Consider the following 25,527-nt stretch of genomic DNA (forward strand, 5'->3'; position numbering starts at 1 on the left):
TTTTGAGGGTTAAAAATGAAAAAAAATATTAAAATTTTATTATTAACAGGATTAATTGCAACTTTACCATTAACTGTTGTTGCTAGAAATGTTGAAACCAAAGTAAGCTTTTTAAAAGGTTCTGATCAAACAACTTTAACAGGGAAATTTCAGGGCTATGATGATGTAAGGTATCGAGTTTTTGCAAAAAGTGGACAGGTTTTAAAATTTAACATTAATAGTTATAGCAACTTAGCTTATATTAATGTTTTTGCTCCAGGTCAAAAGCCAGGCAAAGATAAGGCATTATTAGTAGGCTCGACTACAGGCTCTTCAGGAGAAGTAATACTACCCGTTGATGGTGACTATATTATTCAAGTTTATCAAATGAGAAATAGTGCACGAAAAAATAGAACCGTATCATTTAATTTAGATCTTCAAATAGTAAATAATAAAAATATAAAATACTAATTAAGACCATCTATATAAAAGCTCTAATAATTAGAGCTTTTATATAAGATTAAAAAATATTAATTTAAATAAATTGACTCATGAATTCCGCACTTTTCAACAAAAGCTAAATCATGAGAGACTAATAACACAGCACCTTCATAGCTAGAAATAGCATTTGCAAATAGCTCTCTTGATTCAATATCTAGATGATTTTCTGGTTCATCGAGTAATAAAAGTTCAGGCATAGTCTCTGCATGACTTAAACCTAACAATGCGACTTTTAACTTCTCACCACCACTCAGTTGAGCTAAAGGATAAGTCCCTTTTTCACCTCGAAGCCTAAGCTGACCTAATAGATTTCTCCACTCTAACTCAGAAATATCAGGATTAATATTTCTTAAATTCTCAACAGCAGAGAGATGGTCTAACAAAAAGCTGAAGTTCTGATCTAGATAGAAGCAATTTACAAACAGGCTAATTTCATCTGTAGGCGCTACAGCAGATTGAACAATCTGTTTAAGCAAGGTTGATTTACCGACACCATTACGACCAACTAAGTGAGTTTTTTGAGAAGCTTTGAGGGCAAAATTGATGGGTTGCTGTGTTCCATAGTGGAGTTTTAAGTCATGAACTCTAAGAATTTCTCCTGAACGTTTTTGAAAAGAGGGGAATATAAATTGTTGAGGTTTAACAGTTTCCAGAAGTGATTTTTTATTTTTCAAATCCTGCTGGCTTTGCTCAATTTGACGGTGATGTTGAGACTGGATTGCTCCTAAACTTTGTCCAGCCTGTTCTTTTTTAAAGTCGAGTAAAATTTTAGCTTGTGAGTTTGAATCACGAAGTTTGTTGCCAGCACGCTCACGTTTTTGTGCTTTCATTAAAACATCATGTTGCTTCTGCTTCATGTGCTTAACTTCACGTTGATGTTGATGTACAGACTGTTCTAAAGCCTCAACTCGTGTTTGATATTGCTCATAAAAAATTTCATAGTTTCCTGTAGTTTGCTGTAAGCCATGTTCATTTAAGTGATAAATATGGTCCACTTCATTTAACAAAGTTAGATCATGGCTAATGATAAGAGCACCCGCCGGATGTTTCTTGAGGTGATGAATTAACCACTGTCTAGCATCTTGGTCGAGATGGTTACTTGGTTCATCAAGCAATAGATAGTGATCGGTTTTTAAAAATAATGCTGCTAACGCTAACTTGGTTTTTTGTCCTTCACTTAACTGTTTCACCGGAAAGTTTAAATCGGTTGGTAAGTGAGCCGATCGCAATAAGCCTTCCCAAACAGAAGGGAGATCCCAATTGCCTTCTAATAAATCATAATCATCGAATTCAGCTTCGCCTTGTTCTACTCTTTGCAAAGCTTTATAAAGTTGGTCAATCTCTAAAGCTTCTGCAATGGTGGATGAAGAAAGGCGCGTTAATTGAGCTAAATATGCATGCTTAGACAGCCAAGTAATTTGACCACTAATGTGCATTTCTTTGGTGGGCGAAATCTCTTGGAGCAATTGCATAAGTAAAGACTTACCTTGACCATTGCGGCCAATTAAAGCTGATACTTGATGATGCTCAAGTGAAAAATTTAATTCTTTAAACATCACTTTTGAAGGAAATTCTAAAGTGAGCTGCGATACTACACATGCCTGCTGAGTCATAAAAAAACCTCATAAATACAGGATGTACAAAATAGGAAAGTTAAGCTTTAAATAAAGACGTTAAGTCACTAAAAATAGTCTATTTTGCACATCAAAAAAGAGAAAATTGATGAGAAAAAAGACTTACTTCATTGGCGTGACTCACAAAATAGAGGGGGAAAGAGACTAATAGTTTATAACGGTTTTTAAGCTGTGTAAAACTTATGCTTTTTTTACGTAGAAAAGCCTAATCAACTGATTAGGCTTTTATTTGACTAAGCAATTATTCTTTTACTACCAAAACTTGGATTTTAGTGCTGTTTAGAACATCTTGTGCAAAACTACCTAAAATAAGTTTTTGGAAACCTTTGCGACCATGAGAACCAATAACGATCAGGTCTGATTTTAAGTCTTCTACAGCTTTTAAAATGCCATCAGATGAGATTTCACCTTGAATAATTTGTGTATCAATATCAACGCCTTCTTCAGCACATAAGGCTTTTACCTTGGCAAGCGTTTTTTCAGCATTCGCACGCGCTTCAACAAAATAATCTTTTACAACAGGAGAGATGTAATAAAAATCAACACCACTAAATGGATCTACTGCAACAAGACTAATTGCTGTAAGTTTACTACCAAAAGCTTTAGCAATATGGGCAGCTTGTCGGGCTGCTGCCAAAGAAATCTCGGAACCATCCACAGGTACAATAATATGTTGATAATTCATAATGTTATTCCTCTTATTTACAAGTTGTTATATGTATGAAGCTTTTCTTACTTAAAGATTAACACATTTGTTTAAAGGTAGAAATCAATTCAATTAAGTTGTCATTAAATTAAATAAAAATGAAATATATAATTGATTTTTATTGCTTTTAAAATGACATTGCTTGATCGATATAGGGTAGAGTGAAAATTTTATTTTTTAGATGAACTTTACAATAAATTACTTTTCATATTTTTGTCATACAGAACTCGTATAACCAAATAGTATATTGAGTGGGGGAGTATAAGAATGGCAGATTTAACAGCAAAGAAAGTAAGTAAACTTATTGAAGAATTTCGCCAAACAGGTAAAGAACCGGAAAAATTAGTAATTGGATATAAAACTTATGCAAGACTTATGGCTGACGATAAGTTTGCTGAAAAAGTAGTGCCTTCACTGGAAAATTCAAAAGATCGTTTATATAAAAATCTGAAAATAAAACTTATTACTGAAAAGCACTATTTTGAAGTTAAATAAATTATAACTGTGATATTTGTCACAGTTTATTTTTTATTATTAACATTTAGCAAGAATTATTAACATATTGTTTTTGAGTTAATACAAAGAAGGTGTGTATTCAACATTTGAGAACAGTATTTATTGCTAAAAGCGCTAGAATGAGTTGATTTTATCGTAAATGGTTGAATAAACTAAATGTTTAAGTTAATTATAATTTTATTTTATCTACTTACTATTCTAGGTGTTTTATCTATACTAGGAGGTGTATTAACTTTAAGCTTCTTTTTGATAATTATTGGTTTAGGACTAATCTGTGCTGCATTACTATTGAAGAAAGAATTTAAAATTGATGTTTTGTTTTGGAAATAATCAGCCGTTATATATTATTCAATAAAAATAATTAAACCACCTCATCTAGAGTGAGGTGTATATAAAATACTTAAATATTATATATTATGTTATAATTTATTGGTCTCAACAGTATTTATTACAATTCTAAGTAAAATAGAAAATTAAAAATTATTTCAAGTATTTAAAAATAAAAAGATTTCCTTTAGGATTAAAGTAAAATGAAGTTGTCTCTTTAGTATAAGGCAAACGATAACAAAACAGAGGTGTACGCATGAGCTATAAATACGAATATGCAGGGTTCTGGTTACGATTTGGTGCAATGATTATTGATACACTTATTCTCTTTTTAGCAATTATTCCAGCTGCATGGGTTTTTTATCGTGGAGATTATGATCTGATATTTGCGACAGGAATGAGTAGTAAACCGCAAAACTATTGGTTTGATCTGATTGTAAATTATGCTTTTCCATTTTTATATACCGTTTTATGTTGGCTCTACTTTGCAGGTACACCAGGTAAACGCCTTATGCGTTTAAAAGTTCTCGATGAAAAAACGGGTAATAAGTTAACTTTGATGCAATCCATCATTCGTTATATTGGATATATTCCATCCATCTTAGTATTTTGTATTGGTCTTATTTGGGTGGCATTTGATCCTAAAAAACAAGGCTGGCATGACAAAATGGCGAAAACTGTGGTAGTCAAAGAGCTGTGATTTTAAGCTGGAATTTTGTTAATAAAAAATTACAAAAAAATTCTTGTGTGTTATAGAGTAAAACATATACTTGCCGCGAGTTTATTTAATGGAGATCCTAAATGGGTAGTTGTTCGAGGTTCGAGTTTAATTATCAATTAAACCAAAGCCAATACTGAGCAAGATAACCATTAGGAAGGGCTATCTTGCAATGAGATAGCTTTGTAAAAAATTAGATTAAACCTATACAAATTATTTTTTGTAATTAAGTACTTCAAGCACTTATCTATTTAGTTTCTCGCTAGAAATGGGGAGAAGCCAATGTTCTTATATGCTTCCACACACTGCTATAACTACCAAAATTCAATTTTGGTAAATAATTCGTCTCATACGATTCAAAGTATTCGAGCTATGTTCAAGCCCGCGACTTTCCGTCAGCGTTGGTTCGGCTTTGGGCTAATTTTCTCTTCTTCATCGTAACTCTACGATCTCCGATTCCTTTCTAAATTTTAAATTTTTATAGACTTTATTTATCAATAAGGTCGAGAGCTTTGTACGCCTAAAAAATGGAGGATTTCGCGATGAAATTCTGGCAACGACTCTTCACAGCATTTTTACAAAGATTTCATTTGATGCGTTTTTTTGGTCGTAATCGATCTTTTAAAGAGCTACATCAATCTAGCTATGCTCAAGAAATTAGCAAAAATTTATCTATGCGTTTGCTCGATGCATCAAGAGTCCAATCAAGTGATTTATTAAAACAATTCGATACTCATTACACAGGGCTTACAGAAGAACAAGCACATACCCAACAAATGGCAGTGGGGCTTAATGAGATCACTCATGAGAAGCCATTAACTTGGTGGCAACATCTTTGGTATTGCTACCGCAATCCGTTCAATATTTTGCTTAGCCTTTTGGCATTAATTGCTTTTTTTACCGATGATTTAACGGGTTCAACCATTATTAGTGTGATGGTTATCCTCTCGACATTACTTCGTTATTGGCAAGAAGCAAAATCAAATCAAGCTGCGGATGCTTTAAAGGCAATGGTAAGTAATACCGCTACAGTACTGCGTCATCAAGTTAGTGCAGAAGATTTAGAGCTTATGCATGAGCGTTATGGCATTGATATTAAAAACCAAACCAATCACCAATTTGAAATGCCAATTCAATATTTGGTGCCAGGTGATGTGATTTTATTATCTGCAGGTGACATGATTCCTGCTGATTGCAGAATTTTAAATGCCAAAGATTTGTTTGTCTCTCAAGCTGCAATGACTGGTGAATCAATGCCTGTCGAGAAATTTCCATTGCAGAAAAATCTCGAAGAAACGAGTGCTTTAGAGCTAGATAACATTGTATTTATGGGGACCAATATTGTTTCTGGTTCGGCTCAGGCAGTTGTTTTAAGTACGGGTATTCAAACATATTTTGGTGCACTCGCTCACCGTGTTACAGCTACTGATCGAAGTAACACGGCATTTCAAATGGGTGTCAATAAAGTCAGTTGGTTACTTATTCGTTTCATGTTGGTGATGGCACCTGTTGTACTTTTTATTAATGGTTTCACTAAAGGTGATTGGACAGAGGCATTTTTATTCGCATTATCGGTTGCTGTTGGTCTTACTCCAGAAATGCTACCGATGATTGTGACTTCAACTTTAGCCAAGGGTGCGGTTTTCTTATCTAAAAAGAAAGTGATTGTTAAACGTCTAGATGCGATCCAAAACTTTGGTGCAATGGATGTTCTGTGTACCGATAAAACTGGAACGCTAACTCAAGACAAAATCTTTTTATCTCAACATATTGATGTTCATGGGGAAAAATCAGACTTTGTACTAATGCAGGCATTTTTAAACAGTTACTATCAAACAGGTTTGAAAAATCTGCTTGATGTGGCTGTGTTAGAAGCTGTTGATGATCAGATCAAAACTCAAAAGTTACGTTATAAGAAGTTAGATGAAGTTCCTTTTGATTTTGAGCGTCGCCGTATGTCGGTTGTGGTAAAAACACCTCAAGAAAAAGTGCGTATGATTACCAAGGGCGCAGTTGAGGAAATGTTAAAGGTTTGCCGTTATGTCGAGGTAAACGGCAAAGTAGAGCCTTTAACAAAACAACGTGAAGTCGCAATTGAAGCATTAACTCAACGTTATAACCGAGATGGCTTACGTGTTGTTGCTGTAGGGTATCGTGAGTTTGATAATAATCAGGAAAATTATTCGGTTGTTGATGAAAGTGATTTAATTTTAATCGGTTACGTCGCATTTCTTGATCCACCTAAAGAATCTGCTCGAGAAGCAGTACAAAGTTTGCATGCTCATGGTGTAACCGTAAAAGTACTTACTGGTGATAATGAGTTTGTCACTCAAAAAGTGTGCCGAGAAATTGGTCTGAACTATGACCAAGTTCTATTGGGCGGTGTAATTGAAACCTTAACCGATGAGCAGCTCAAAAGAGCAGTAGAGCAATACCATATTTTTGCAAAGCTTAGCCCTGTACATAAAGAACGTATTGTTGAGCAGTTAAAAGCCAACGGTCATGTGGTTGGTTTCTTGGGAGACGGTATTAATGATGCCGCGGCTATACGCGCTGCCGATATTGGTATTTCAGTAGATACGGCAGTAGATATTGCTAAAGAATCAGCAGATTTAATCTTGCTTGAAAAAAGCTTGATGGTGCTTGAAAAAGGTGTAATTGAAGGCCGTAGAACTTTTGCCAATATGTTGAAATATATCAAAATGACGGCAAGTTCAAATTTCGGTAATGTTTTTTCGGTATTAATTGCGAGTGCTTTTATTCCATTTTTACCAATGCTGCCTATTCACTTACTCATTCAAAACTTACTTTATGATGTGTCACAAATCGTGATTCCATTTGACAACGTTGATGAAGAGTTAATTGCAAAACCGCAGCGTTGGCAACCTGAAGAAGTTGGCCGTTTCATGGTGGTGTTTGGACCGATTAGCTCTATTTTTGACATTATCACTTTTTGTTTAATGTGGTTTGTGTTTTCGGCGAATACACCTGAACATCAGACTTTATTCCAGTCTGGCTGGTTCGTAGTGGGGTTACTCACTCAAACGTTAATTGTGCACATGATCCGTACGGCTAAGATTCCATTTATTCAGAGTCGTGCTGCAACCCCATTGTTAGTCATGACAGTAGTGATTATGTGTATTGGTATTTTCTTACCAATGGGCCCTTTAGCAAGTTATTTAAAACTGCAAGCTTTACCATTAAGTTATTTCTTATATTTGCCTTTAATTTTAATTGCTTATATGTGTATTACTCAATGGGTGAAAAAAATCTATATCCGCCGTTACGGCTGGCAATAAAATTATAGGTGCAAGATGAAGTTGCAATTTCTACAACATGCAGATTTATCTAATATTGTTGATACATTAATTAGTCTCTCAGTTGCTTTTATTTTAGGGGCGTTAATTGGATTTGAACGGCAATATAGGCAACGGACTGCTGGTCTTCGAACCAATGTACTGGTGGCTGTAGGTGCTGCAATTTTTGTGGATGTTGCAACAAATCTTACTGGAGCAGATGGCGCTGTTCGGGTCATTGCTTATGTGGTTTCGGGTATTGGTTTCTTGGGCGCAGGTGTAATTATGCGTCAAGAAGGTAACATCCATGGCTTAAATACCGCAGCAACTTTATGGTGTTCTGCTGCGGTAGGGGCCGCTGCGGGTTCTGATTTAATTATTGAAGCCATACTGGCAACAGCTTTTATTTTATCTGCCAATACGTTGTTAAGACCGATTGTTCATATCATTGACCGTCGTCCATTAGACGATGATACAGAGGTTTTACATGTAATTTATATTATCTGTGACCGAAGTCAGAGCAAAGTAGTTATGGATGAATTAAATCTAACGTTGAAGCACCACAATTACCCTCCCAAAGACATTGATGTAACGCCTTTTGGAGAGAAAGAGGTTGAAATAGAAGTGACGTTAATTGCGACTTCAATTGAAGCGGAAGAAGCGCAGCATATTATTAACCACTTAAATGCGATGCCACAAATAAGACAGGCTTTTTGGGATAAAAACGCAATTAATTAATTTAATGAGACTTTGCACTTAACTGTTTATGAAATGCTCTAAATGGTTAAGCGCAAAGTTTCTATTTTAGGTGTTATTTTTTAACCTTAAATTTAAGGACTACAAATACAATAATACCGATAATTAGTCCCCAAAATGCCGAACCAATACCGAAAAATTGGATACCCGAAGCACTACATAAAAAGGTAAATAGTGCTGCTTCACGGTCTTCAATTGGGCCAAAGGCAAGCGCAATGTTATGGCTAATGGTGCCAAGTAATGCAATACCTGCTAAAGCTACAATAAAAATATGAGGAAAGGACATGAGTAAGCTTGTCAGTGTTGCTGCAAATAGTCCCATCAATGCATAGAAAAAACCAGAGCTTATGCCAGCAATATAGCGTTTACTTGGGTCAGGATGAACTTGATCATCAAGGCATACAGCCGCACTAATCGCAGCAATATTGACGCTATAACAACCAAAAGGCGCAAGCAAAACTTGGGTTAAACCGGTCCAGCCAATGAGTTGATTGACATGTGGTTTATAGCCATAACTTTTAATCATGGCAATACCGGGTAAATACTGTGAAGCCATACTAATCACAAACAGTGGTAGCGCTAAGCCTAAAACTGCTGACCAGCTAAAAACAGGACTAATCCAAACAGGTTTAGCCAAAGACCAGTGAAGTGTAGGCATATGAAAGTCTAAAAACACAGGGCAGAGCACAACACCAGCAAGTGCTGTGAACACGATGCTATAACGCGGCCATAATCTTTTGGTAATGATATAAATGACGAGTAAAGATAAAACGAATGCCCAATCATTTTGCAAACTTGCGAAAAGTGAAATACCAAATTTGAGTAAAACGCCTGCAAGCATGGCACTGGTCAAGCTTTGAGGAATATATGAAAGCGCCTTTTGAAATATTCCTGAAAAACCTAAAACCGCAGTCAGTACACCAACAACTAAAAAAGCACCAATTGCTTCATTTATGCTATATCCACCGCCAGTTGCAATAATTAAAGCGAGACCGGCAGTAGACCAAGCTGTTGCTACAGGGTATTTAAATTTCCAAGAAAGGATGAGTCCTGATAAACCAAGACCCAAACCTAAAGCCCAAAACCATGAGGTGATTTGTTCAGGTGAAGCATTTAAAGCTTGGGCTGCCTGAATCACTAAAATAGCCGAAACACTAATACCAATTAGAAAGGTAATGAAACCCGCGAATACGGCTGGAATAGAAAAATCTTGAAGAATCTTTTGCATGGCTAAATGTTCTAAGTCCCTGAAAAATTAATATGTTTCTGCCTATATTTTCAGCCAGATAAATCTAACAATTTTTTTAAAGAAGGTGCTTCCTATTTTGGGTGTCAAAATGAAATAATATTTTTTATATAGTTATAAATGCTATTATTTATTTCATAATAAGTAATTAAATTTGGATATTATTTTTATGAATGAGCAAGCTGAAAATTTGACACCGCTTGAGCTGAAAATTATGCGTTGTTTACAAGAAAATGGACGCTTAAGTAATGCCGAACTAGCAAAACTTGTTGGTATTAGTACCTCGTCATGTTGGAATCATACGCAACGTCTTTTTAAAATTGGAGCTATCTTAGATGTTCGTGCTCGAATCAATCCAAGTATGGTGCAGCGTGAGACCATCGTTTTGGTTGGGGTAGTGCTGGACCGTTCAACACCAGATAGCTTTCAAGCTTTTGAACAAGCCGCAGGTGATTTGGAGAATGTTCTAGAGTGTTATCTGGTTGCCGGAGAAGTCGATTATTTTCTAAAAATTCGTGTTAAAGACTTAGCTGCTTTTAACCGATTTCATAGTGAAAAAATTATTGCCTTACCGGGAGTAAGGCAGGTGAGAACATTCTTTGTACTTAATGAAGTCAAAACAGATGGCATGCTGGCATTTTAATAATCTAATAAGTTTTAACTTTATTGCCTCAGTAACTTACATGGTTGAAGTGGCCAGCTTTAAACCGAACCCAAAAAATAAAATACCCACTAAGAAAATTCCGCTTGCAGCAATTTTATGATTTTGCTTAAAAAATGCTGAGAGTTTAATGCCAGAGAAAATAAGCGCTGTTAAATAGCTAAAACTAATAATTTGTAAAATTACCGCTAAGATTAAAAAACTTAAAGCTGGATAAGCATAATCTGGATTAATAAACTGAACAAAGAAAGATAAGAAAAATAAAATTGCTTTAGGGTTAAGTAAACTAATACTTAAGGCTGTTTTATAAGGATGAATTTTATCTAAAGCAGGTAAATCAGCCATTTCGGCTTGTGGTTGATTACGTAATTTCCAGCGTTGAATACTGCCTTGTAAAAGTTTAAACCCTAAATAGGACAGATAAAGTGCACCAACGAGTTTAAGAATAATAAAAACCCAAGGGAATGCTTTTAATAAAGAAGCTGCACCTAATACGGTACATAGCATTAAAATAAGATCACCAGTAAAAATACCAAGTGCACCCATATATCCAGTTTTAATACCATAGCGTGAAGCAATTGACATCACATAAAGGGAATTGGGTCCGGGTAATAACACAATTAGGAGTGTACCAATAATATATGTTGTTAGATCTGTTATGCCGAACACGAGAAACTCAATAAAAAACCGATTTTTGTCATGATAACAAAAATCGGTAATTTTGTATGAAAAGTGCAGTTTTTTAAGATTTAATTTCTGCATCAATTCCAAAGGATTGACGTAATAAAAGGCTTAATTGATCTCGCGCTTTAATGAAGCCATCAACACCACCTTGTAAAAGTTGGAAAGCCATTAAGTCATGATTGAGTTCGTCTTTAAAACTTTGTTCGTTCTGAGCAGGTCTAATAATAGCTTCTGCTTGTTTTGCTTGAGTTGCATCAAGTGCAGCTTTAACAGCACGTGTATCTTGCTCAAGTTGAGTAAGTAGTCCCGGCGAAATTGTTAGCAAGTCACATCCTGCAAGGCCAAGCACTTGATCGATACTACGGAAGCTCGCACCCATCACTTGAGTTGGAATATTTTGCTGTTTGTAATAGGTATAAATTTTCTTAACTGAAACTACGCCTGGATCTTTCTCGATTGGGTAAGAGTCAACACCTTCAGCTTTTTTGTACCAGTCTAAGATACGGCCGACAAATGGTGAAATTAAAGTCACTTTCGCATCTGCACATGCCTGAGCTTGGTGTAAACCGAAAAGAAGAGTGAGGTTACAGGCAATACCTTCAGCTTCGAGTACTTTAGCAGCCTGAATACCTTCCCAAGTCGACGCAATTTTAATAAGAATACGTGACTGATCAATACCATAACCTTTGTAAAGCTCACATAATTCATGTGCTTTTTGAATGGTTGCTTCAGTGTCGTATGAAAGGGCAGCATCAACCTCTGTTGAAACTCGGCCTTCAATGAGTTTTAAAATTTCTACACCAAATTTTACGGTTAAAATATCAATGGTTCTTTCAATCAGCTCATCATTTTTATAGCCTTCTTCTTTGGCTTGATAATAAGCATCTTCAATGAGCTCTTTACTTTCTGGTTGTTCTGCTGCCGCAGTAATCAATGAAGGATTCGTTGTAGCATCTAAGGGACGAAATTTACGAATAGCATCAAGGTCGCTACTGTCAGCAACAACGGTCGTTAATGTTTTTAATTGGTCAAGTGCTGTATGAGTCATTGATATTCAACATCTTCAGTAATAAATCTTATGTTTTCTTTATAGCACAAACTCTATCCATACTGTCGATATATCAATTGTTATGTTTCAAAGAAAAACGTTTATGTTCTGCATCTAAATTGAAATTATTTTAAGGAACCTGCTGCATTCGCTTATTACGAATATAGTCAATCAGGAAACGTGCAGCAGCGCCGAGTTCACTTTCACGACTCCAGACCAAATCAACGTAATATTCAAAGCGCGGTGTAAAATCAAATACGTCTAATGCTTTAAGCTTGTTATTTAACTCAGGGTTTTCTTTAAACATCTCTTGCGGCAGTACTCCCCAACCCAAATTACGTAAAATCATTAAGCACGCAGAGTGGTGGTTGTCTGTACGCCAGTAATGTTTTGAAAATAATAATTCGGGTTTTAAGGTTTCATCTCGACTTGCTACCACAATTTGTCTCGTACCCAAAATCTGCTCATAAGAAACATGCTCTTGGCTTGCGAGCGGATGGGTTTTTGAAATAACAGGAATTAAGGCTTCACGTTTGAGTTCAACAAACTGTTCTCTATTGTCTAAATGCTCACGTTCAAACATAAGGGCCAGTTGAGCAGAGCCATCTAATAACATTTGAAGCGCATCTTCTTGAGGGGCAGACACAATATTAATTTGTAGATCGGGAAAGCGACTTTCTAGCAGGCAAACATAGTCGGTCCAATTGGTATGTAGCAGTTCAGACACTACAACAATAGTAAGATTAGGTTCCAGCCCAGTACTTAATGCATGCGCGTGCTGTTTCCATTGATTCATTTCAATCAATAGTTGTGCCGTCTTTTCATATAGCACTCGTGCTTCGGCTGTAGGAGTAGGTTCGCGGCCTTTACGTTCAAATAAAGTCAGGTTCAGATCGATTTCTAAATTAGCAATCGACATGCTCACAGCAGAGGGGACTTTACCGAGTTTCCGTGCTGCTGCTGAAAATGAACCTGTTTCCATAACGGCTTGGAACATGAGAAGTTGTTCTTGATTAATATTCATCTGTCAGAAAAATTGAAAGAACCTGATTGGATTAATCAAAATTATAAAAATAAAATGCACATTATCCAAGTTATTATTGAGTATTTAAAAATGTTGATTTCCAAGAGAAGACTCATTCATGCAATCAGTTATGAAGGAATTTTGTTGGTCATCATTGCGATTGCATTAAGTTTTATTTTTGACATGCCGATGGAAGTGACTGGAACACTCGGTGTGTTTATGGCAGTGGTTTCTGTTTTCTGGAATATGATTTTTAACCACTATTTCGAAAAAGTAGAGCATAAATATAATTGGGAAAGAACGATCCCTGTGCGGATTTTACATGCGATTGGTTTTGAGGGTGGTTTGCTGATTGCGACTGTTCCAATGATTGCATATATGATGCAGATGACAGTGATTGATGCATTTATTTTAGATATTGGCTTAACCTTATGTATTTTGGTTTATACCTTTATTTTCCAGTGGTGCTATGACCATATTGAAGATAAGTTTTTCCCAAATGCTAAAGCAGCATCACTTCATTAATTCACATAGATTGAAATGAAATAAGCACCCAGATGGGTGCTTATTTTGTTAGGTCGATAAATAGAAATTATTTTTCTACAATCGCCACCACACCTTCACCGCCTGCTGTACAGATCGAGATTAATGCGCGGCCTGAACCTTTTTCATTAATTAATTTAGCTGCAGTAGCCAAGATACGACCACCAGTTGCAGCAAATGGGTGACCTGCACCTAAAGATGAACCATTTACGTTCAGTTTAGAGCGGTCAATTGAACCCAATGGTGCATCTAAGCCAAGACGTTCTTTACAGAATTTTTCATCTTCCCAAGCTTTTAAGGTAGAGAGTACTTGAGATGCAAATGCTTCATGGATTTCGTAGAAATCGAAGTCTTGAAGCTTAAGGTTAGCACGCTTAAGCATACGAGGTACTGCATAAGCAGGAGCCATCAATAAGCCTTCTTTAGGACCGTTCTTGCCAATGAAGTCAACAGCTGCTGTTTCAGAGAAAGAAAGATAAGCTAAAACTTCATGTCCGTTTTCTTTTGCCCATTCTTCAGAAGCAAGCAATACCACAGAAGCACCATCAGTCAACGGAGTTGAGTTACCCGCTGTCATTGTTGCAGTTTCGCCTTTACCGAAAACTGGTTTTAATTTAGCAAGTTTTTCAACTGTACTGTCAGGACGTAAGTTGTTGTCACGGTTAAGACCTAAGAATGGAGTCATTAAGTCATCAAAGAAACCGCGGTCATAAGCAGCAGCAAGTTTTTGATGGCTGCTTGCAGCTAACTCGTCTTGCGCTTCGCGAGTAATACCCCATTCTAATGCAGTGATTGCTTGGTGCTCACCCATTGAAAGGCCAGTACGTGGTTCACCATTGCTTGGTGCATCAAGAAGCTTTTTAAAATCAATTTTTGTTAAAGCTTTAAGACGGTCTTTACCAGTTTTAGCAACATTGAGTTCAAGTAAAACTTTACGTAAACCATCACCTACAGCAATCGGCGCGTCAGAAGTGGTATCTACACCACCTGCAATACCTACGTCGATTTGACCAAGGGCAATTTTGTTAGCAACAACAAATGCTGCTTGTAAACCTGTACCACATGCAATTTGAATGTCGTAAGCAGGAGTTTCAGGAGCAAGATCTGTACTCAATACAACTTCACGAGTCATGTTGAAATCACGGCTGTGTTTTAAAACAGCGCCCGCAACAACCTCACCAATACGCTTACCTTGTAAATTAAAGCGCTCAACCAAACCATTCAATGCTGCTGTCAGCATGTCAGAATTAGACGCTTTAAAGTAAGCGGTATTTGAACGTGCAAATGGAATACGGTTGCCACCAAGGATTGCAACGCGGCGAACAGTGTTTTGACTCATGGTTTTATCCTGTTGAACAGAAGTTTTGGTTTTTGTTGCTTTTGGTGCTGCAGCTACATTTGAAGATGTAGACGGGGTTGCTGAAGCAGCGCTCTTACTACGAGGGCTACGTGCAGGTGCAGTCGTTGAACGAGTACGTGTCGTTTTTGGTGTATTAGTTGCTGCTTTAGGAGTAGTGCTGTTACGCTTAGCCGTGTTAGAAGCCGACTTTGATGTATTTGACACTTTTTCCTGAGCAGAATTCTCGACTGCTGGATTTTCTTGAGTTGTTTTGCTCATAAGGCTTTTCCAAGCATAATAACGATATTCTTGTAAGCTACCTTAACACAATTCAAATAGACCTGTATTGACTAGAATGACATTGTAGATAGCATTCAGGTCAAGACATCAAAAGATGAACTCAAGTATGATTTGGAGTAACTCTAATGAACGACTGCTTTCATATTGTTTCTTTCCATCTCATAACATAATGAAGCCTGTCGTAGAAAATTCATTTCTTTGAGAGATAATAATCATGACTGATCAATACCAAGCATTTACGCAATCTCCTATTGGTAAATTCGTTGTTAAAAATCTGGGTTTACCATCGCCAGTTGTATTAGAGCGTTTTGAAAGTGCTCAGCCAGTAGTGAATGGTGCAGTATTGGTTGGCGCAGCGCCGTCAAGTGTTTTGTCTGGTGCGATTGCACAAGTACTTAGCAATATTCATGCTGACAGCTATGTAGGCAATAATGTTGCATTACAACAAGAAGCTGCAAAAGTTGGTTTAAATTTACGTCCATTCAATGCGGGCGATAAAGAATCAAAATTCAAAGCAGTTGTATTTGATGCATCTGGTATTCAAAACTCAGAACAGTTAAACGAACTTTATAAATTCTTTAATCCGATTGCACGTCAAGTTGCGACTTCTGGTCGAGTGATTGTGATTGGTACAACACCTGAAACTGCAAAAACTGTAAAACAGGCAATTGCTCAGCGCGCACTTGAAGGCTTTATCAAATCTGTAGGTAAAGAATTTAAAAAGGGTATTACTGCTCAAGTTGTTTATGTTGATGAAGGTGCTGCTGCAAATCTTGAATCAACATTACGTTTCTTGCTTTCTCCACGTTCAGCGTATGTATCTGGCCAAGTAATTCGTGTATCTAAAGCAGATGTGGTGGATGTTGATTGGGCAAAACCACTTGCTGGAAAAACTGCGTTAGTAACTGGTGCAAGCCGTGGTATTGGTGAGGCAATTGCACACGTGTTGGCACGTGACGGTGCTCATGTTATTTGTCTAGATGTACCACAACAACAAGCTGACCTTGACCGTGTAGCTGCTGACATTGGTGGTTCTACATTGGCAATTGACATTACAGCTGCTGATGCGGGCGAAAAAATTAAAGCTGCTGCGGCAAAACAAGGCGGTTTAGATATTATTGTTCATAACGCAGGTATTACACGTGACAAAACTTTGGCAAACATGAAGCCAGAGCTTTGGGACTTAGTCATTAATATTAACTTGTCTGCTGCTGAACGCGTAAATGACTACTTATTAGAAAACGATGGTCTAAATGCAAATGGCCGTATTGTTTGTGTATCATCAATTAGTGGTATTGCGGGTAACCTTGGTCAAACCAACTATGCTGCTTCAAAAGCTGGTGTAATCGGTTTAGTGAAATTTACTGCACCTATCTTAAAAAATGGTATTACCATTAACGCAGTAGCACCTGGCTTTATCGAAACTCAAATGACTGCGGCAATTCCGTTTGCAATTCGTGAAGCAGGTCGTCGTATGAACTCAATGCAACAAGGCGGTTTACCTGTGGATGTGGCAGAAACAATTGCATGGTTTGCATCAGCTGCTTCTACAGGTGTAAATGGCAACGTTGTACGTGTGTGTGGTCAAAGCTTGTTGGGCGCTTAAGCACTCTTAGCTAAATAGGGGTGCTTGTGCATCCCTTTTTTATTCAAGAATCTATAAATTATAAAAGGTTAGGTATGAATACTCGTCATTTTAGCCAACTACCAAAAGCGGCATTGGCTTATCCAAAAGTAGTACAAGGCTTAATTTTTAAAAAGCCGCAGGGGCCAAAAATCTTACCACAAGTTGAATATGTGGTAGACCGTCTTGAAATTGATCAGAGCCATCTCAAAGCTTATAACGAAGTATGTGGCTTTCAAAATAATGGCTTTGTACCGGCAATTTATTTAGCGGTACTTTCTCAAAGCTTGCAAATGCACATGATGACAGCAGAAGCCTTTCCATTTCCAATTTTAGGTTTAGTGCATATCCGTAACCAGATTAAACAGACTAGACCTATTGGTGTAACTGAAAAACTAACTTTGTCATGCAAATTTGGGGAATTAAAACCGCATGATAAAGGCGTTCAGTTTGACTTTATTACCACGGCAAAAGTTGGCAATGAAGTAGTGATGGAAGGCTTAACGACTTATTTATCTCGCCAAAAAGTCGAGAAAAGAGTGGGTGAGAAAGCCAAAGAAGAACAAGCACCAGTTTATGTTCCAAAGGCCCAGTGGGATATTTTAGAAAACACAGGCCGCCGTTACGCGAAAGTGTCTGGTGATTTTAACTTAATTCATATTCATGCCATTACTGCAAAAGCATTTGGCTTTAAACAAGCAATTGCACATGGTATGTGGAGCAAAGCTAAAGCACTAGCGAATCTTGAATTACCTAATGCTTATGAAGCAGATGTCTGGTTTAAGCTACCAATGTTCTTACCGTCAAAAGTTGAGTTTTTAACTGCCAATACAGACAAAAAGACTGATTTCTTGATCCGTAATGCGAAATCTCAAAAACCGCATGTTGCCGGAACAGTAAAAGCATTATAAAAATATCAGTAGCCTGAACACAGGTTTGGGCTGCTTTTGAGCAAAATAACAAAAAATGCAAGGAACTTCATGTGATTAAAGAAATTTTACTGGCCGATACCCATAACTATCACGGTATTTTAGATGAACGTTTTATTGATTTAGCTCACCAGTTCAGCCGTCTTCAAGATGCTAGAACAGGACAAGGTGGAGCTGCTTTAGCGGTTTATTTTAGAGGCCAGAAAGTTGTAGATATCTACACCGGTCTAAAATCACAAACTGAAGCTTGGCAACCCGATACTTTGGCAGTTTGCTACTCTACAGGGAAAGGTGTACTTGCAACCTTAGCACATATTTTAGTCAGTGAAGGTTTTTTAGAATATGACAAACCGATTGCGACTTACTGGCCTGAGTTTGCTCAGAATGGTAAAGAGCAAATGACTTTGCGTCATGTGTTGAGTCATCAAAGTGGTATGTTCGATATTCGAAATATCATCGAAAGTGCGAGGGAAATGCTCGACTGGCAACATATGTTAGATGTAATGGCCATGTCCAAACCAAGATTCATTGCAGGACAGGGCAACGCTTATCAAGCTTTAACATTTGGTTGGCTTGTTGGTGGTGTGCTTGAAAAAGCAACTGGTCAATCTTTAGATCAACTCATGCAAAAATATCTCATTGAACCGTTGCAGTTAGATGGTGCTTATTTTGGTACACCTGCAAGCCAGTTGGAACGGGTAGCTCGTTTAATTATTCAGCCGAAACCAGAAAAACCAGCATCTGCTCAAGCCGAAAAACCTAACAAACCTCAGCCACGCAAAAGTTCACTTTCTGAAAAAATGATTACGTGGACTGGGCAGGACCCTCAAGATTTTCAGGATGCTATGATTCCAAAAGGAATGAAGAATTTTAGTTTCTTTAGTGATGAAGGATTGCAAGCTGTTATTCCAGCAGCAAATGGCACATTTACTGCGAATAGTCTTGCTAAAATTTATGCGATGCTGGCAAATAAAGGCGAATGGGATGGACAGCAACTCATTCGCCCAGAAGTATTTAAAGAGCTGAGTACCATTCAAAGTTATGCACGTGATCGTGTCATGCCAATACCAATGAATTGGCGTTTAGGATATCACCGTATTATTACGATGGGTAAACGCGCTAAAAATGGCTTTGGGCATATTGGCTACAATGGTTCAGGGGCATGGTGTGACCCTGAGCGTGATCTTAGCTTTGCCTATACCCATAACTTTCAGATTGGTTCAATCACGGGTGACTATCGTTTATGGGGATTGACTCAAGAAACCTTACGCTGCACTGACCAAATTTTAAAAGGGCGTAAAGGTTGGTTCTAATTTTAGTATTTTTAAAGCTGGTATTTTTTAGCAATGCCAGCTCAACATTTATAATAATTCTAGGCGAATAATCGCTTCGGTATGGCGTTTGAAGTCTTCTTCAGCTAAACCTTGTAATCCTAGTTGATAAATCCCTTCTAATCCACACACAAAGGCAATAAGTCGCCACGCAATATCTGTGGAATTAGACCTATTTTTAAATTCACCTTCTTTTTGGCCGCATTCAATCGATTGCACAATAGCTTGATGCCAACTTTGCATGGCGAGGTTATACGCTTTTTGTATTTCTGCATCTTGTTCAATCAAGAGTTCAGCTTCATTCCATAAACGTAAGTAGGGCTGAAGTCTGTCGATATTTTCTGCCCCTAATAAGATGAAGAGTCTTTGAAATTGGCTAGTTGTTTGGAGAGTTTGTTCTATTTCATCAAGCTGTTCCATCAGCTTTAAAAAAGCTTCAGCTTTTAAATGAGATGCGGAAGAAAAATGATGATGAACTTGTCCGGTAGAGGTTTGTGCTTCTGTTGCGATTCTACGTACCGTCATGGCTGTAAAACCTTCAGCCAAAGCAACTTGCATGGCAGCTTGCAAAATCATTTCTCTACGTTGATCGCGATTAAGATAGGCCATGTTGCTTTCACCTGACTGAATTCGACACAAACTACATTAAATTTAAAAATTGGACAAGTGTCCAATTGTGTATATAATAACCATGATTTGAACACATGTCCAATTTTTGGATATTAGAAGAATGTTATGCAAAAGAAATGGTTAATCCTGACAATTATTGTCCTTATTTATTTACCAGTTACGATTGATGCAACGGTGATGCATGTTGCAACACCGACTTTAAGTGAAGCATTAAATTTAACTGCCAATCAGCTTTTATGGATCATTGATATCTATTCACTGATTATGGCGGGTTTAATTTTGCCGATGGGTGCACTTGGTGATCGTATTGGCTTTAAAAAATTATTATTTATAGGAACTGCCGTTTTTGGTATTGGTTCTCTAGCGGCTGCTTTTTCTCCAACGGCCTATGCCTTAATTGCTTCACGTGCTGTTTTAGGCCTAGGGGCAGCGATGCTTATTCCGGCCACTTTATCAGGCATCCGTAATGCTTTTACCGAAGAAAAGCAGAGAAATTTTGCACTCGGTCTCTGGTCTACAGTAGGTGGCGGTGGAGCAGCTTTTGGCCCGCTAGTTGGTGGGTTTGTACTGGAACATTTCCATTGGGGAGCTGTATTCCTCATAAACATTCCGATTATTTTAGTCGTTCTGGTTATGATTGTAATGATCATTCCTAAACAGCAAGAAAAAACTGATCAGCCAATTAATTTAGGGCAAGCTTTAGTTTTAGTGGTAGCCATTTTAAGCCTCATCTATTCAATCAAATCGGCTATGTATAACTTCTCGGTACTTACAGTCGTGATGTTTGTGGTGGGTATAAGCACATTAATTCACTTCATTCGTGGCCAAAAAAGAAGTACGACGCCAATGATTGATCTGGAGTTATTTAAACATCCAGTGATTTCTACCAGCATTGTCATGGCAGTTGTTTCCATGATTGCGCTGGTTGGCTTTGAATTGCTCTTGTCTCAAGAGTTGCAGTTTGTCTATGGGTTTTCTCCCTTACAAGCAGCGATGTTTATTATCCCATTTATGATTGCAATTAGTTTAGGTGGTCCACTAGCAGGAATTTGTTTAAATAAATGGGGACTTAGACTTGTATCTACTGTTGGTATTTTAATAAGTGCACTCAGTTTATGGGGACTTGCCCAACTTAACTTTTCGACCGATCACTTCTTAGCGTGGACGTGTATGGTCTTTTTAGGCTTTAGTATTGAGATTGCCTTACTGGCTTCAACTGCTGCCATTATGTCATCTGTTCCACCACAAAAGGCGAGTGCAGCAGGTGCGATTGAAGGTATGGCCTATGAGCTTGGTGCTGGTTTAGGTGTCGCTATTTTTGGTTTAATGTTGTCTTGGTTTTATAGCCGCTCAATTATTTTGCCAGCCGAGCTTCCGTCAGATTTAATTGAAAAAGCGAGTATTTCAATTGGTGAAACTATGCAATTAGCATCTAGCCTTGAAAAACCTTTAGGAGAGCAATTAGTTGCGGTTGCGCAGCAAGCTTTTAGCTATGCACATAGTTGGGTGCTTACTATCTCAGCCATTTGTTTCTTCCTGTTAACTGTATTTGTCTGGTTTAGTTTTCCTAAGAAAGTAAACTAAAATAAAGGGTAAAAAGAGAGATTTATCTTTCTTTTTACCCTCAAATGTCTTTTTAATATTTTCTTTATATTCAATTTAGTTATTTAATTCTCATAAACAAACTATTATTTAATAAATTTCATGTTTTTATTTCAAAATGATTCAAACATCATCTTATTGAAATTTAATAAAAAAATTAATGATTTGAAAATTGACTGCAAAAAAATGGTTTGTTAACCTACTATTCGAAAATCTAAAAACAAATAAAAGAGGCTACTGTGAATTTTAAATTAAAAACATCACTTATTATTGGTGCAATTGTTGCATCTTCACTTGTATATGCTGCAACCGTACTCTCACCAAATCAGAATAATAATAGTGGATCAATTCCGACGGGTTATTCAGATTTAGAGTTTTCTTTAGCTAATGGAAATTGGGTAAAAAATCTCTCTTTACCAACAAATGCTAATAATTCAGACAAAATTACAATTCGTTCTAGTGCTGCTTATAGTAGTTATTTAGACACTTCTAATACGAATATTCCGTTAGAAGTGTTGAAGATAAATAGTGGGGATGTTTATCAATTTATCTTTAATAGCAGTCAAAATAAATGGATCGCTCAGTTAGCGACAGTGAGTCCTACCAATGGTGCGACTTATGAAGTCGTTCCATTAACAACTGCATCAATGCAAAAAGTACTTATTCAAGATGGCAAATGGGCACAAACCATTGCATTGCCAAGTGATGTACGTGATGGAACAACCGTACAAGTTGTTTCTACAGCAAGTGCAAGCTCAGAGATTGATAAAACAAATTTACTATTCCCGAGCAGTTTTACATTAAAAAATGGATCTGAATATTGGTTTAAATATTATTCTGCTTTAGGAAAATGGGTGCCAGAATATATAAAACCTCAGAAGCTAAATGTTCAGCAAATCGGAATATCTTTAGCCGCGGTAAGTAGTCCCCTTACCGAAATTGCATTTGGAAATGGAAATTGGGTTTCCAATTTCACTTTGCCTACCACTGCAAGTGATCGAGATAGAATTATTATCAAGTCTACAGCGACTTGGTCTGCAAAAATTAATAACACCAATATTAATAGCCAAGCGACCTTAACACTTAAAACAGGCGATCAATATGAGTTTATGTATGTAAGCGACAAAGGATATTGGCAGCTGATCTCTTCACCAACAAAGGTAATTGATTCAACGGCAACAATCCCTGCAACTTTACCGAATATGACTCAGCCCACTTTAAAAGTAAAACTGTCTACATCAAATTGGCAGCCGACCTTGCAGCTACCAGCTCAAGCTCAAGTCGGGGATAAGGTGGTTATTGTGTCGAATGCATCGGCAGACACTTTGATTAATGCGGCTAATGGATTGTCTACTGCAATTAAAAATGGTGAAAACCGCCGTTTTATATACACTGCTCAAGGCTGGACAGTAGATAGTTATACAATTGATATGTTGTTAGTTTCTAGCCCAGAAGTAAATGCAATTTTAGGTGAGAGCGCTGCAAAACTTAGAATGGTTGAAGGCGTAAATTTAACAAATTTAACTGCTGAAAATTCGAATGCACGTTTTTACTTAAGAGATGTGGGTTATATAACTTATAAAATCCCTGCTACCACTTTAAAAGAAGCAATCTCGACTGGACGAGATGACACGACGGTACAAAATGAGCGGAAACGTGTATTGGCAGACGGTGTTTATTATCAAGGTAATGAGCCGGGCGATGGTGGCTGTGGTTGGGCTTGGATCAATGCTTCTGCATATAACATGATTGGCGCAAATGATATTGCAGGTTGTTCTTTTGCAGCCATGCGTCATGAAGTTGGGCATAATCTTGGTCTATATCATAATGGCTCAACCAATATCGGTTCAGGTTTTGCTCATCCCTTAGGTAGTACCGCAATGGGCGGTAATAATATTAATTTTTATTCTAGTCCATACCTTTACAATCCTAAATATGGTGTTCGTTTGGGTGAAGAAGGAAAAATTGATGCGGTTAGTGTGATTAACCTGAACGCACAAAAAATTTCTCTATATAACTAATCTCTATTTTTAGCTATAAATAATGAAGAAAAATAAGTTGTTAATAGGAACTGCTATCGCTTGTGTGGCGTTAGCAGTTTTAGTTTGGTTTGCTTGTTCACAGCAAAGCTCTTCTGCTTTAACATCGCCTTTAGAAAGTCGGCAAGAGTCTGAGACAAAAGTTGCAGATCGTCAGAATGAATTTGCTCGTCAAAATATGCTGAATTTGAGTCCGTCAGAAAAAGAAAGGTTGTCTCAGCAACAAATTGTTTTTAATGAAGTAGAAAGAGATCAGCTTCCTTCTAAAACTAATTTTCCCCTGCTTAAAAATGCTAAAGGTATGGTCATTAAATATGATCCAAATGTGATCGAACTTAAAAAAGTCGGGGACACTGTTAAATTTCAGATGTTGGAATATGGCATTAATCGTACAGGGAAAATTGTAGAGATCGAACCTGTTGATCAGGATATTGTTCGATGGACTGGTAGATTTGACCAAGGCGATCCGAACCAGAATTTTTTTACTATTACTCAAAGTCAAAAAGACCACTATACAATCATGCAAATTTTTACCGAGAAAGGAAATTATTCAGCTGAAATTAAAGATGGTGTCGGGTTGGTACAAACTATGGATGAGGGTGTTACAGATCAGGAGTTACATCATGATCATCCATAGAGGAATAAATGATTTTGGTAGGGAAAAGAAGTCAGTTCGCAGTTTATCTGTACGGATATGAGCTTTATGCGTTCACACTCTTTTAAAAACAAAGTATGCTTATGCCTGTAACAAGGAGCATACATGTATCAAGTACTTGCTAGAAAATACCGTCCACGTAATTTCAATGAGTTAGTGGGACAAAACCATGTTTCTCGTGCATTAAGTAGTGCATTGGAACACGGTCGTCTTCACCATGCTTATTTATTTACAGGAACGCGTGGTGTAGGTAAAACTACAATCGCCCGTATTTTAGCCAAGTGTTTGAACTGTGAAACAGGTGTGACTGCTACACCATGTGAAGTCTGTGCAACCTGCAAGGCGGTAAATGAAGGCCGTTTTATTGACTTAATCGAAATTGATGCTGCTTCAAGAACAAAAGTAGAAGATACGCGTGAACTTTTAGATAATGTTCCTTATGCGCCAACGCAAGGTCGTTTTAAAGTTTACCTGATTGACGAAGTACATATGCTTTCTACGCATTCTTTTAATGCGTTATTAAAAACACTAGAAGAACCACCAGAACACGTTAAGTTTCTGTTTGCAACGACTGATCCGCAAAAGCTACCAATTACGGTTATTTCACGTTGTTTACAATTTACTTTACGACCTTTAGCGGTAGATGAAATTACCAAACACCTTGGCGCTATTCTTGAAAAAGAACAGATTACTGCTGATCAAGATGCAATTTGGCAAATTGCTGAATCTGCTCAGGGTTCACTGCGTGATGCGCTATCATTAACTGACCAAGCCATAGCTTATGGCCAGGGTTCTATACATCACCAAGATGTGAAAGAAATGCTTGGCTTGATTGACCGTACGATCATTTATGATTTGATTTTAGCGGTTCATCAAAACCAACGTGAAAAAGTGAGTCAGTTATTACTCCAATTTAGATATCAAGCCTTAGATGTATCGTTAGTGCTTGATCAGCTTATTTCAACATTACATGAGTTAGCTTTATTACAGTATTTACCAGAGCTTGGCTTAAAGTATAGTGAAGAAATTAATGCCAAAATTCTTCAACTTTCTAAGTTAATTTCTGCTCAAGATTTGCAGCTTTACTATCAAATCGCATGTAAAGGCCGTTCAGACTTGCAACTTGCCGTAACGCAAGAGCAAGGTTTTGAAATGTGTATTTTACGCTTATTGGCTTTCCGTCCTTTAGCACCAAATGAAATTTTAGTTTCAGAGCCTGTTCAACAAAATGAGCAAGCAGTGGTAGGGCTAAATCAACAAGTTCAGCAAACTGCTCAGGAGATTACACCTGTAAGTACTGTTCAGCCTGTTGAAGTTATTAGCCAACCCGCTATGGTTGAACCTGAACCTGAACCTGAACCTGAACCTGAACCTGAACCTGAACCTGAACCTGAACCTGAACCTGAACCTGAACCTGAACCTGAACCTGAACCTGAACC

Annotated in this window: 23 protein-coding genes; 15 read left to right on the forward strand and 8 right to left on the reverse strand. The window is 37.3% G+C overall.

Annotated elements, in window-relative coordinates; genetic code table 11:
- Positions 1 to 15 precede the first annotated feature (15 nt).
- Entirely contained in the window at positions 16 to 450 is a 435-nt protein-coding gene (locus tag J582_RS16145; RefSeq protein ID WP_031983154.1) for a hypothetical protein, read from the forward strand.
- Positions 451 to 509: 59 nt separating this feature from the next.
- Here J582_RS16145 and J582_RS16150 read toward each other — a convergent pair whose 3' ends face one another.
- Positions 510 to 2,093 (reverse strand): ATP-binding cassette domain-containing protein, encoded by a 1,584-nt coding sequence (locus J582_RS16150; protein ID WP_031983153.1) that lies wholly within the window; start codon positions 2,091 to 2,093, stop codon positions 510 to 512.
- Between the two features lie 262 nt (positions 2,094 to 2,355).
- Positions 2,356 to 2,799 carry a universal stress protein gene (locus J582_RS16155; protein WP_002053669.1) on the reverse strand — a complete coding sequence of 148 codons (444 nt, stop codon included), beginning with the start codon at positions 2,797 to 2,799 and terminating at the stop codon, positions 2,356 to 2,358.
- A gap of 288 nt (positions 2,800 to 3,087) precedes the next feature.
- On the opposite strand from J582_RS16155, the gene J582_RS16160 reads away from it, so the two are divergent.
- From J582_RS16160 to J582_RS16175, 5 genes are all read left to right on the forward strand, one after another.
- The gene (locus J582_RS16160; protein WP_000774578.1) at positions 3,088 to 3,315 is read left to right on the forward strand and encodes a hypothetical protein; all 228 of its coding nucleotides are present in this window, start codon (positions 3,088 to 3,090) and stop codon (positions 3,313 to 3,315) included.
- Positions 3,316 to 3,492: 177 nt separating this feature from the next.
- The gene (locus J582_RS27300; RefSeq protein ID WP_022575551.1) at positions 3,493 to 3,666 is read left to right on the forward strand and encodes a hypothetical protein; all 174 of its coding nucleotides are present in this window, start codon (positions 3,493 to 3,495) and stop codon (positions 3,664 to 3,666) included.
- 253 nt (positions 3,667 to 3,919) lie between these two features.
- Positions 3,920 to 4,363 carry an RDD family protein gene (locus J582_RS16165; protein ID WP_002053613.1) on the forward strand — a complete coding sequence of 148 codons (444 nt, stop codon included), beginning with the start codon at positions 3,920 to 3,922 and terminating at the stop codon, positions 4,361 to 4,363.
- 560 nt (positions 4,364 to 4,923) lie between these two features.
- Positions 4,924 to 7,680: a magnesium-translocating P-type ATPase gene (gene mgtA / locus J582_RS16170; RefSeq protein ID WP_031983152.1), complete on the forward strand. Its 2,757-nt coding sequence runs from the start codon at positions 4,924 to 4,926 to the stop codon at positions 7,678 to 7,680.
- 15 nt (positions 7,681 to 7,695) lie between these two features.
- Positions 7,696 to 8,415, forward strand: a complete 720-nt coding sequence (locus J582_RS16175; protein ID WP_002053619.1) for an MgtC/SapB family protein — start codon at positions 7,696 to 7,698, stop codon at positions 8,413 to 8,415.
- A gap of 73 nt (positions 8,416 to 8,488) precedes the next feature.
- Here J582_RS16175 and J582_RS16180 read toward each other — a convergent pair whose 3' ends face one another.
- Entirely contained in the window at positions 8,489 to 9,661 is a 1,173-nt protein-coding gene (locus J582_RS16180) for a benzoate/H(+) symporter BenE family transporter (protein WP_022575554.1), read from the reverse strand.
- 187 nt (positions 9,662 to 9,848) lie between these two features.
- On the opposite strand from J582_RS16180, the gene J582_RS16185 reads away from it, so the two are divergent.
- The gene (locus J582_RS16185; RefSeq protein WP_002053657.1) at positions 9,849 to 10,322 is read left to right on the forward strand and encodes an Lrp/AsnC family transcriptional regulator; all 474 of its coding nucleotides are present in this window, start codon (positions 9,849 to 9,851) and stop codon (positions 10,320 to 10,322) included.
- A gap of 36 nt (positions 10,323 to 10,358) precedes the next feature.
- Here J582_RS16185 and leuE read toward each other — a convergent pair whose 3' ends face one another.
- The 3 genes from leuE to J582_RS16200 all read right to left on the reverse strand — a co-directional run bounded on the left by leuE (position 10,359) and on the right by J582_RS16200 (position 13,096).
- Positions 10,359 to 11,009, reverse strand: coding sequence for a leucine efflux protein LeuE (gene leuE / locus J582_RS16190; protein ID WP_004708223.1), 651 nt, complete (start codon positions 11,007 to 11,009; stop codon positions 10,359 to 10,361).
- Between the two features lie 73 nt (positions 11,010 to 11,082).
- Positions 11,083 to 12,072, reverse strand: coding sequence for a transaldolase (gene tal / locus J582_RS16195; protein ID WP_004886642.1), 990 nt, complete (start codon positions 12,070 to 12,072; stop codon positions 11,083 to 11,085).
- Positions 12,073 to 12,202: 130 nt separating this feature from the next.
- Entirely contained in the window at positions 12,203 to 13,096 is an 894-nt protein-coding gene (locus J582_RS16200) for a LysR family transcriptional regulator (protein ID WP_031983151.1), read from the reverse strand.
- Positions 13,097 to 13,186: 90 nt separating this feature from the next.
- Between J582_RS16200 and aceI the strand changes: the two genes are divergently transcribed.
- Positions 13,187 to 13,621 carry a chlorhexidine efflux PACE transporter AceI gene (gene aceI / locus J582_RS16205; protein ID WP_004701059.1) on the forward strand — a complete coding sequence of 145 codons (435 nt, stop codon included), beginning with the start codon at positions 13,187 to 13,189 and terminating at the stop codon, positions 13,619 to 13,621.
- Positions 13,622 to 13,688: 67 nt separating this feature from the next.
- Here aceI and J582_RS16210 read toward each other — a convergent pair whose 3' ends face one another.
- The gene (locus J582_RS16210) at positions 13,689 to 15,257 is read right to left on the reverse strand and encodes an acetyl-CoA C-acetyltransferase (RefSeq protein ID WP_002053671.1); all 1,569 of its coding nucleotides are present in this window, start codon (positions 15,255 to 15,257) and stop codon (positions 13,689 to 13,691) included.
- A 235-nt stretch (positions 15,258 to 15,492) separates the two neighbouring features.
- Here J582_RS16210 and J582_RS16215 point away from each other — a divergent pair, with 235 nt between their 5' ends.
- The 3 genes from J582_RS16215 (at position 15,493) to J582_RS16225 (ending at position 19,144) form a co-directional block, all read left to right on the forward strand.
- The gene (locus J582_RS16215; RefSeq protein WP_004886646.1) at positions 15,493 to 16,884 is read left to right on the forward strand and encodes a 3-oxoacyl-ACP reductase; all 1,392 of its coding nucleotides are present in this window, start codon (positions 15,493 to 15,495) and stop codon (positions 16,882 to 16,884) included.
- A gap of 74 nt (positions 16,885 to 16,958) precedes the next feature.
- Positions 16,959 to 17,813, forward strand: coding sequence for a MaoC family dehydratase (locus J582_RS16220; RefSeq protein WP_017393394.1), 855 nt, complete (start codon positions 16,959 to 16,961; stop codon positions 17,811 to 17,813).
- 71 nt (positions 17,814 to 17,884) lie between these two features.
- Positions 17,885 to 19,144 carry a serine hydrolase domain-containing protein gene (locus J582_RS16225; protein WP_031983147.1) on the forward strand — a complete coding sequence of 420 codons (1,260 nt, stop codon included), beginning with the start codon at positions 17,885 to 17,887 and terminating at the stop codon, positions 19,142 to 19,144.
- Positions 19,145 to 19,192: 48 nt separating this feature from the next.
- Here the strand turns inward: J582_RS16225 and J582_RS16230 are convergent, their stop codons facing one another.
- Complete coding sequence (locus tag J582_RS16230) at positions 19,193 to 19,771, reverse strand: TetR family transcriptional regulator (protein ID WP_031983146.1); 579 nt, start codon at positions 19,769 to 19,771, stop codon at positions 19,193 to 19,195.
- 126 nt (positions 19,772 to 19,897) lie between these two features.
- Between J582_RS16230 and amvA the strand changes: the two genes are divergently transcribed.
- The 4 genes from amvA to dnaX all read left to right on the forward strand — a co-directional run.
- Positions 19,898 to 21,376 carry a multidrug efflux MFS transporter AmvA gene (amvA, locus tag J582_RS16235; protein WP_031983144.1) on the forward strand — a complete coding sequence of 493 codons (1,479 nt, stop codon included), beginning with the start codon at positions 19,898 to 19,900 and terminating at the stop codon, positions 21,374 to 21,376.
- Between the two features lie 257 nt (positions 21,377 to 21,633).
- Positions 21,634 to 23,415 carry a metalloendopeptidase CpaA gene (gene cpaA, locus J582_RS16240; protein WP_031983142.1) on the forward strand — a complete coding sequence of 594 codons (1,782 nt, stop codon included), beginning with the start codon at positions 21,634 to 21,636 and terminating at the stop codon, positions 23,413 to 23,415.
- Positions 23,416 to 23,437: 22 nt separating this feature from the next.
- Positions 23,438 to 24,070 (forward strand): metalloprotease secretion chaperone CpaB, encoded by a 633-nt coding sequence (cpaB, locus tag J582_RS16245; protein WP_031983141.1) that lies wholly within the window; start codon positions 23,438 to 23,440, stop codon positions 24,068 to 24,070.
- A 123-nt stretch (positions 24,071 to 24,193) separates the two neighbouring features.
- A partial coding sequence (dnaX, locus tag J582_RS16250; RefSeq protein ID WP_032048237.1) for a DNA polymerase III subunit gamma/tau occupies positions 24,194 to 25,527 on the forward strand: 1,334 nt, incomplete at its 3' end.

This window comes from Acinetobacter sp. 1566109 (genome assembly GCF_000582255.1).
GTDB classification, from domain to species: Bacteria; Pseudomonadota; Gammaproteobacteria; order Pseudomonadales; family Moraxellaceae; genus Acinetobacter; species Acinetobacter nosocomialis.

Bases quoted from the DNA above. Each gene is read 5' to 3' on its own strand.
- J582_RS16150 (WP_031983153.1), bottom strand. From the start codon at position 2,093: ATGACTCAGCAGGCATGTGTAGTATCGCAGCTCACTTTAGAATTTCCT.
- tal (WP_004886642.1), bottom strand. From the start codon at position 12,072: ATGACTCATACAGCACTTGACCAATTAAAAACATTAACGACCGTTGTT.
- J582_RS16155 (WP_002053669.1), bottom strand. From the start codon at position 2,799: ATGAATTATCAACATATTATTGTACCTGTGGATGGTTCCGAGATTTCT.
- cpaB (WP_031983141.1), top strand. From the start codon at position 23,438: ATGAAGAAAAATAAGTTGTTAATAGGAACTGCTATCGCTTGTGTGGCG.
- amvA (WP_031983144.1), top strand. From the start codon at position 19,898: ATGCAAAAGAAATGGTTAATCCTGACAATTATTGTCCTTATTTATTTA.
- J582_RS16215 (WP_004886646.1), top strand. From the start codon at position 15,493: ATGACTGATCAATACCAAGCATTTACGCAATCTCCTATTGGTAAATTC.
- J582_RS16180 (WP_022575554.1), bottom strand. From the start codon at position 9,661: ATGCAAAAGATTCTTCAAGATTTTTCTATTCCAGCCGTATTCGCGGGT.
- J582_RS16175 (WP_002053619.1), top strand. From the start codon at position 7,696: ATGAAGTTGCAATTTCTACAACATGCAGATTTATCTAATATTGTTGAT.
- J582_RS16145 (WP_031983154.1), top strand. From the start codon at position 16: ATGAAAAAAAATATTAAAATTTTATTATTAACAGGATTAATTGCAACT.
- J582_RS16160 (WP_000774578.1), top strand. From the start codon at position 3,088: ATGGCAGATTTAACAGCAAAGAAAGTAAGTAAACTTATTGAAGAATTT.
- J582_RS16230 (WP_031983146.1), bottom strand. From the start codon at position 19,771: ATGGCCTATCTTAATCGCGATCAACGTAGAGAAATGATTTTGCAAGCT.
- mgtA (WP_031983152.1), top strand. From the start codon at position 4,924: ATGAAATTCTGGCAACGACTCTTCACAGCATTTTTACAAAGATTTCAT.
- J582_RS16165 (WP_002053613.1), top strand. From the start codon at position 3,920: ATGAGCTATAAATACGAATATGCAGGGTTCTGGTTACGATTTGGTGCA.
- J582_RS16220 (WP_017393394.1), top strand. From the start codon at position 16,959: ATGAATACTCGTCATTTTAGCCAACTACCAAAAGCGGCATTGGCTTAT.
- J582_RS27300 (WP_022575551.1), top strand. From the start codon at position 3,493: ATGTTTAAGTTAATTATAATTTTATTTTATCTACTTACTATTCTAGGT.
- J582_RS16185 (WP_002053657.1), top strand. From the start codon at position 9,849: ATGAATGAGCAAGCTGAAAATTTGACACCGCTTGAGCTGAAAATTATG.
- J582_RS16210 (WP_002053671.1), bottom strand. From the start codon at position 15,257: ATGAGCAAAACAACTCAAGAAAATCCAGCAGTCGAGAATTCTGCTCAG.
- J582_RS16200 (WP_031983151.1), bottom strand. From the start codon at position 13,096: ATGAATATTAATCAAGAACAACTTCTCATGTTCCAAGCCGTTATGGAA.
- aceI (WP_004701059.1), top strand. From the start codon at position 13,187: ATGTTGATTTCCAAGAGAAGACTCATTCATGCAATCAGTTATGAAGGA.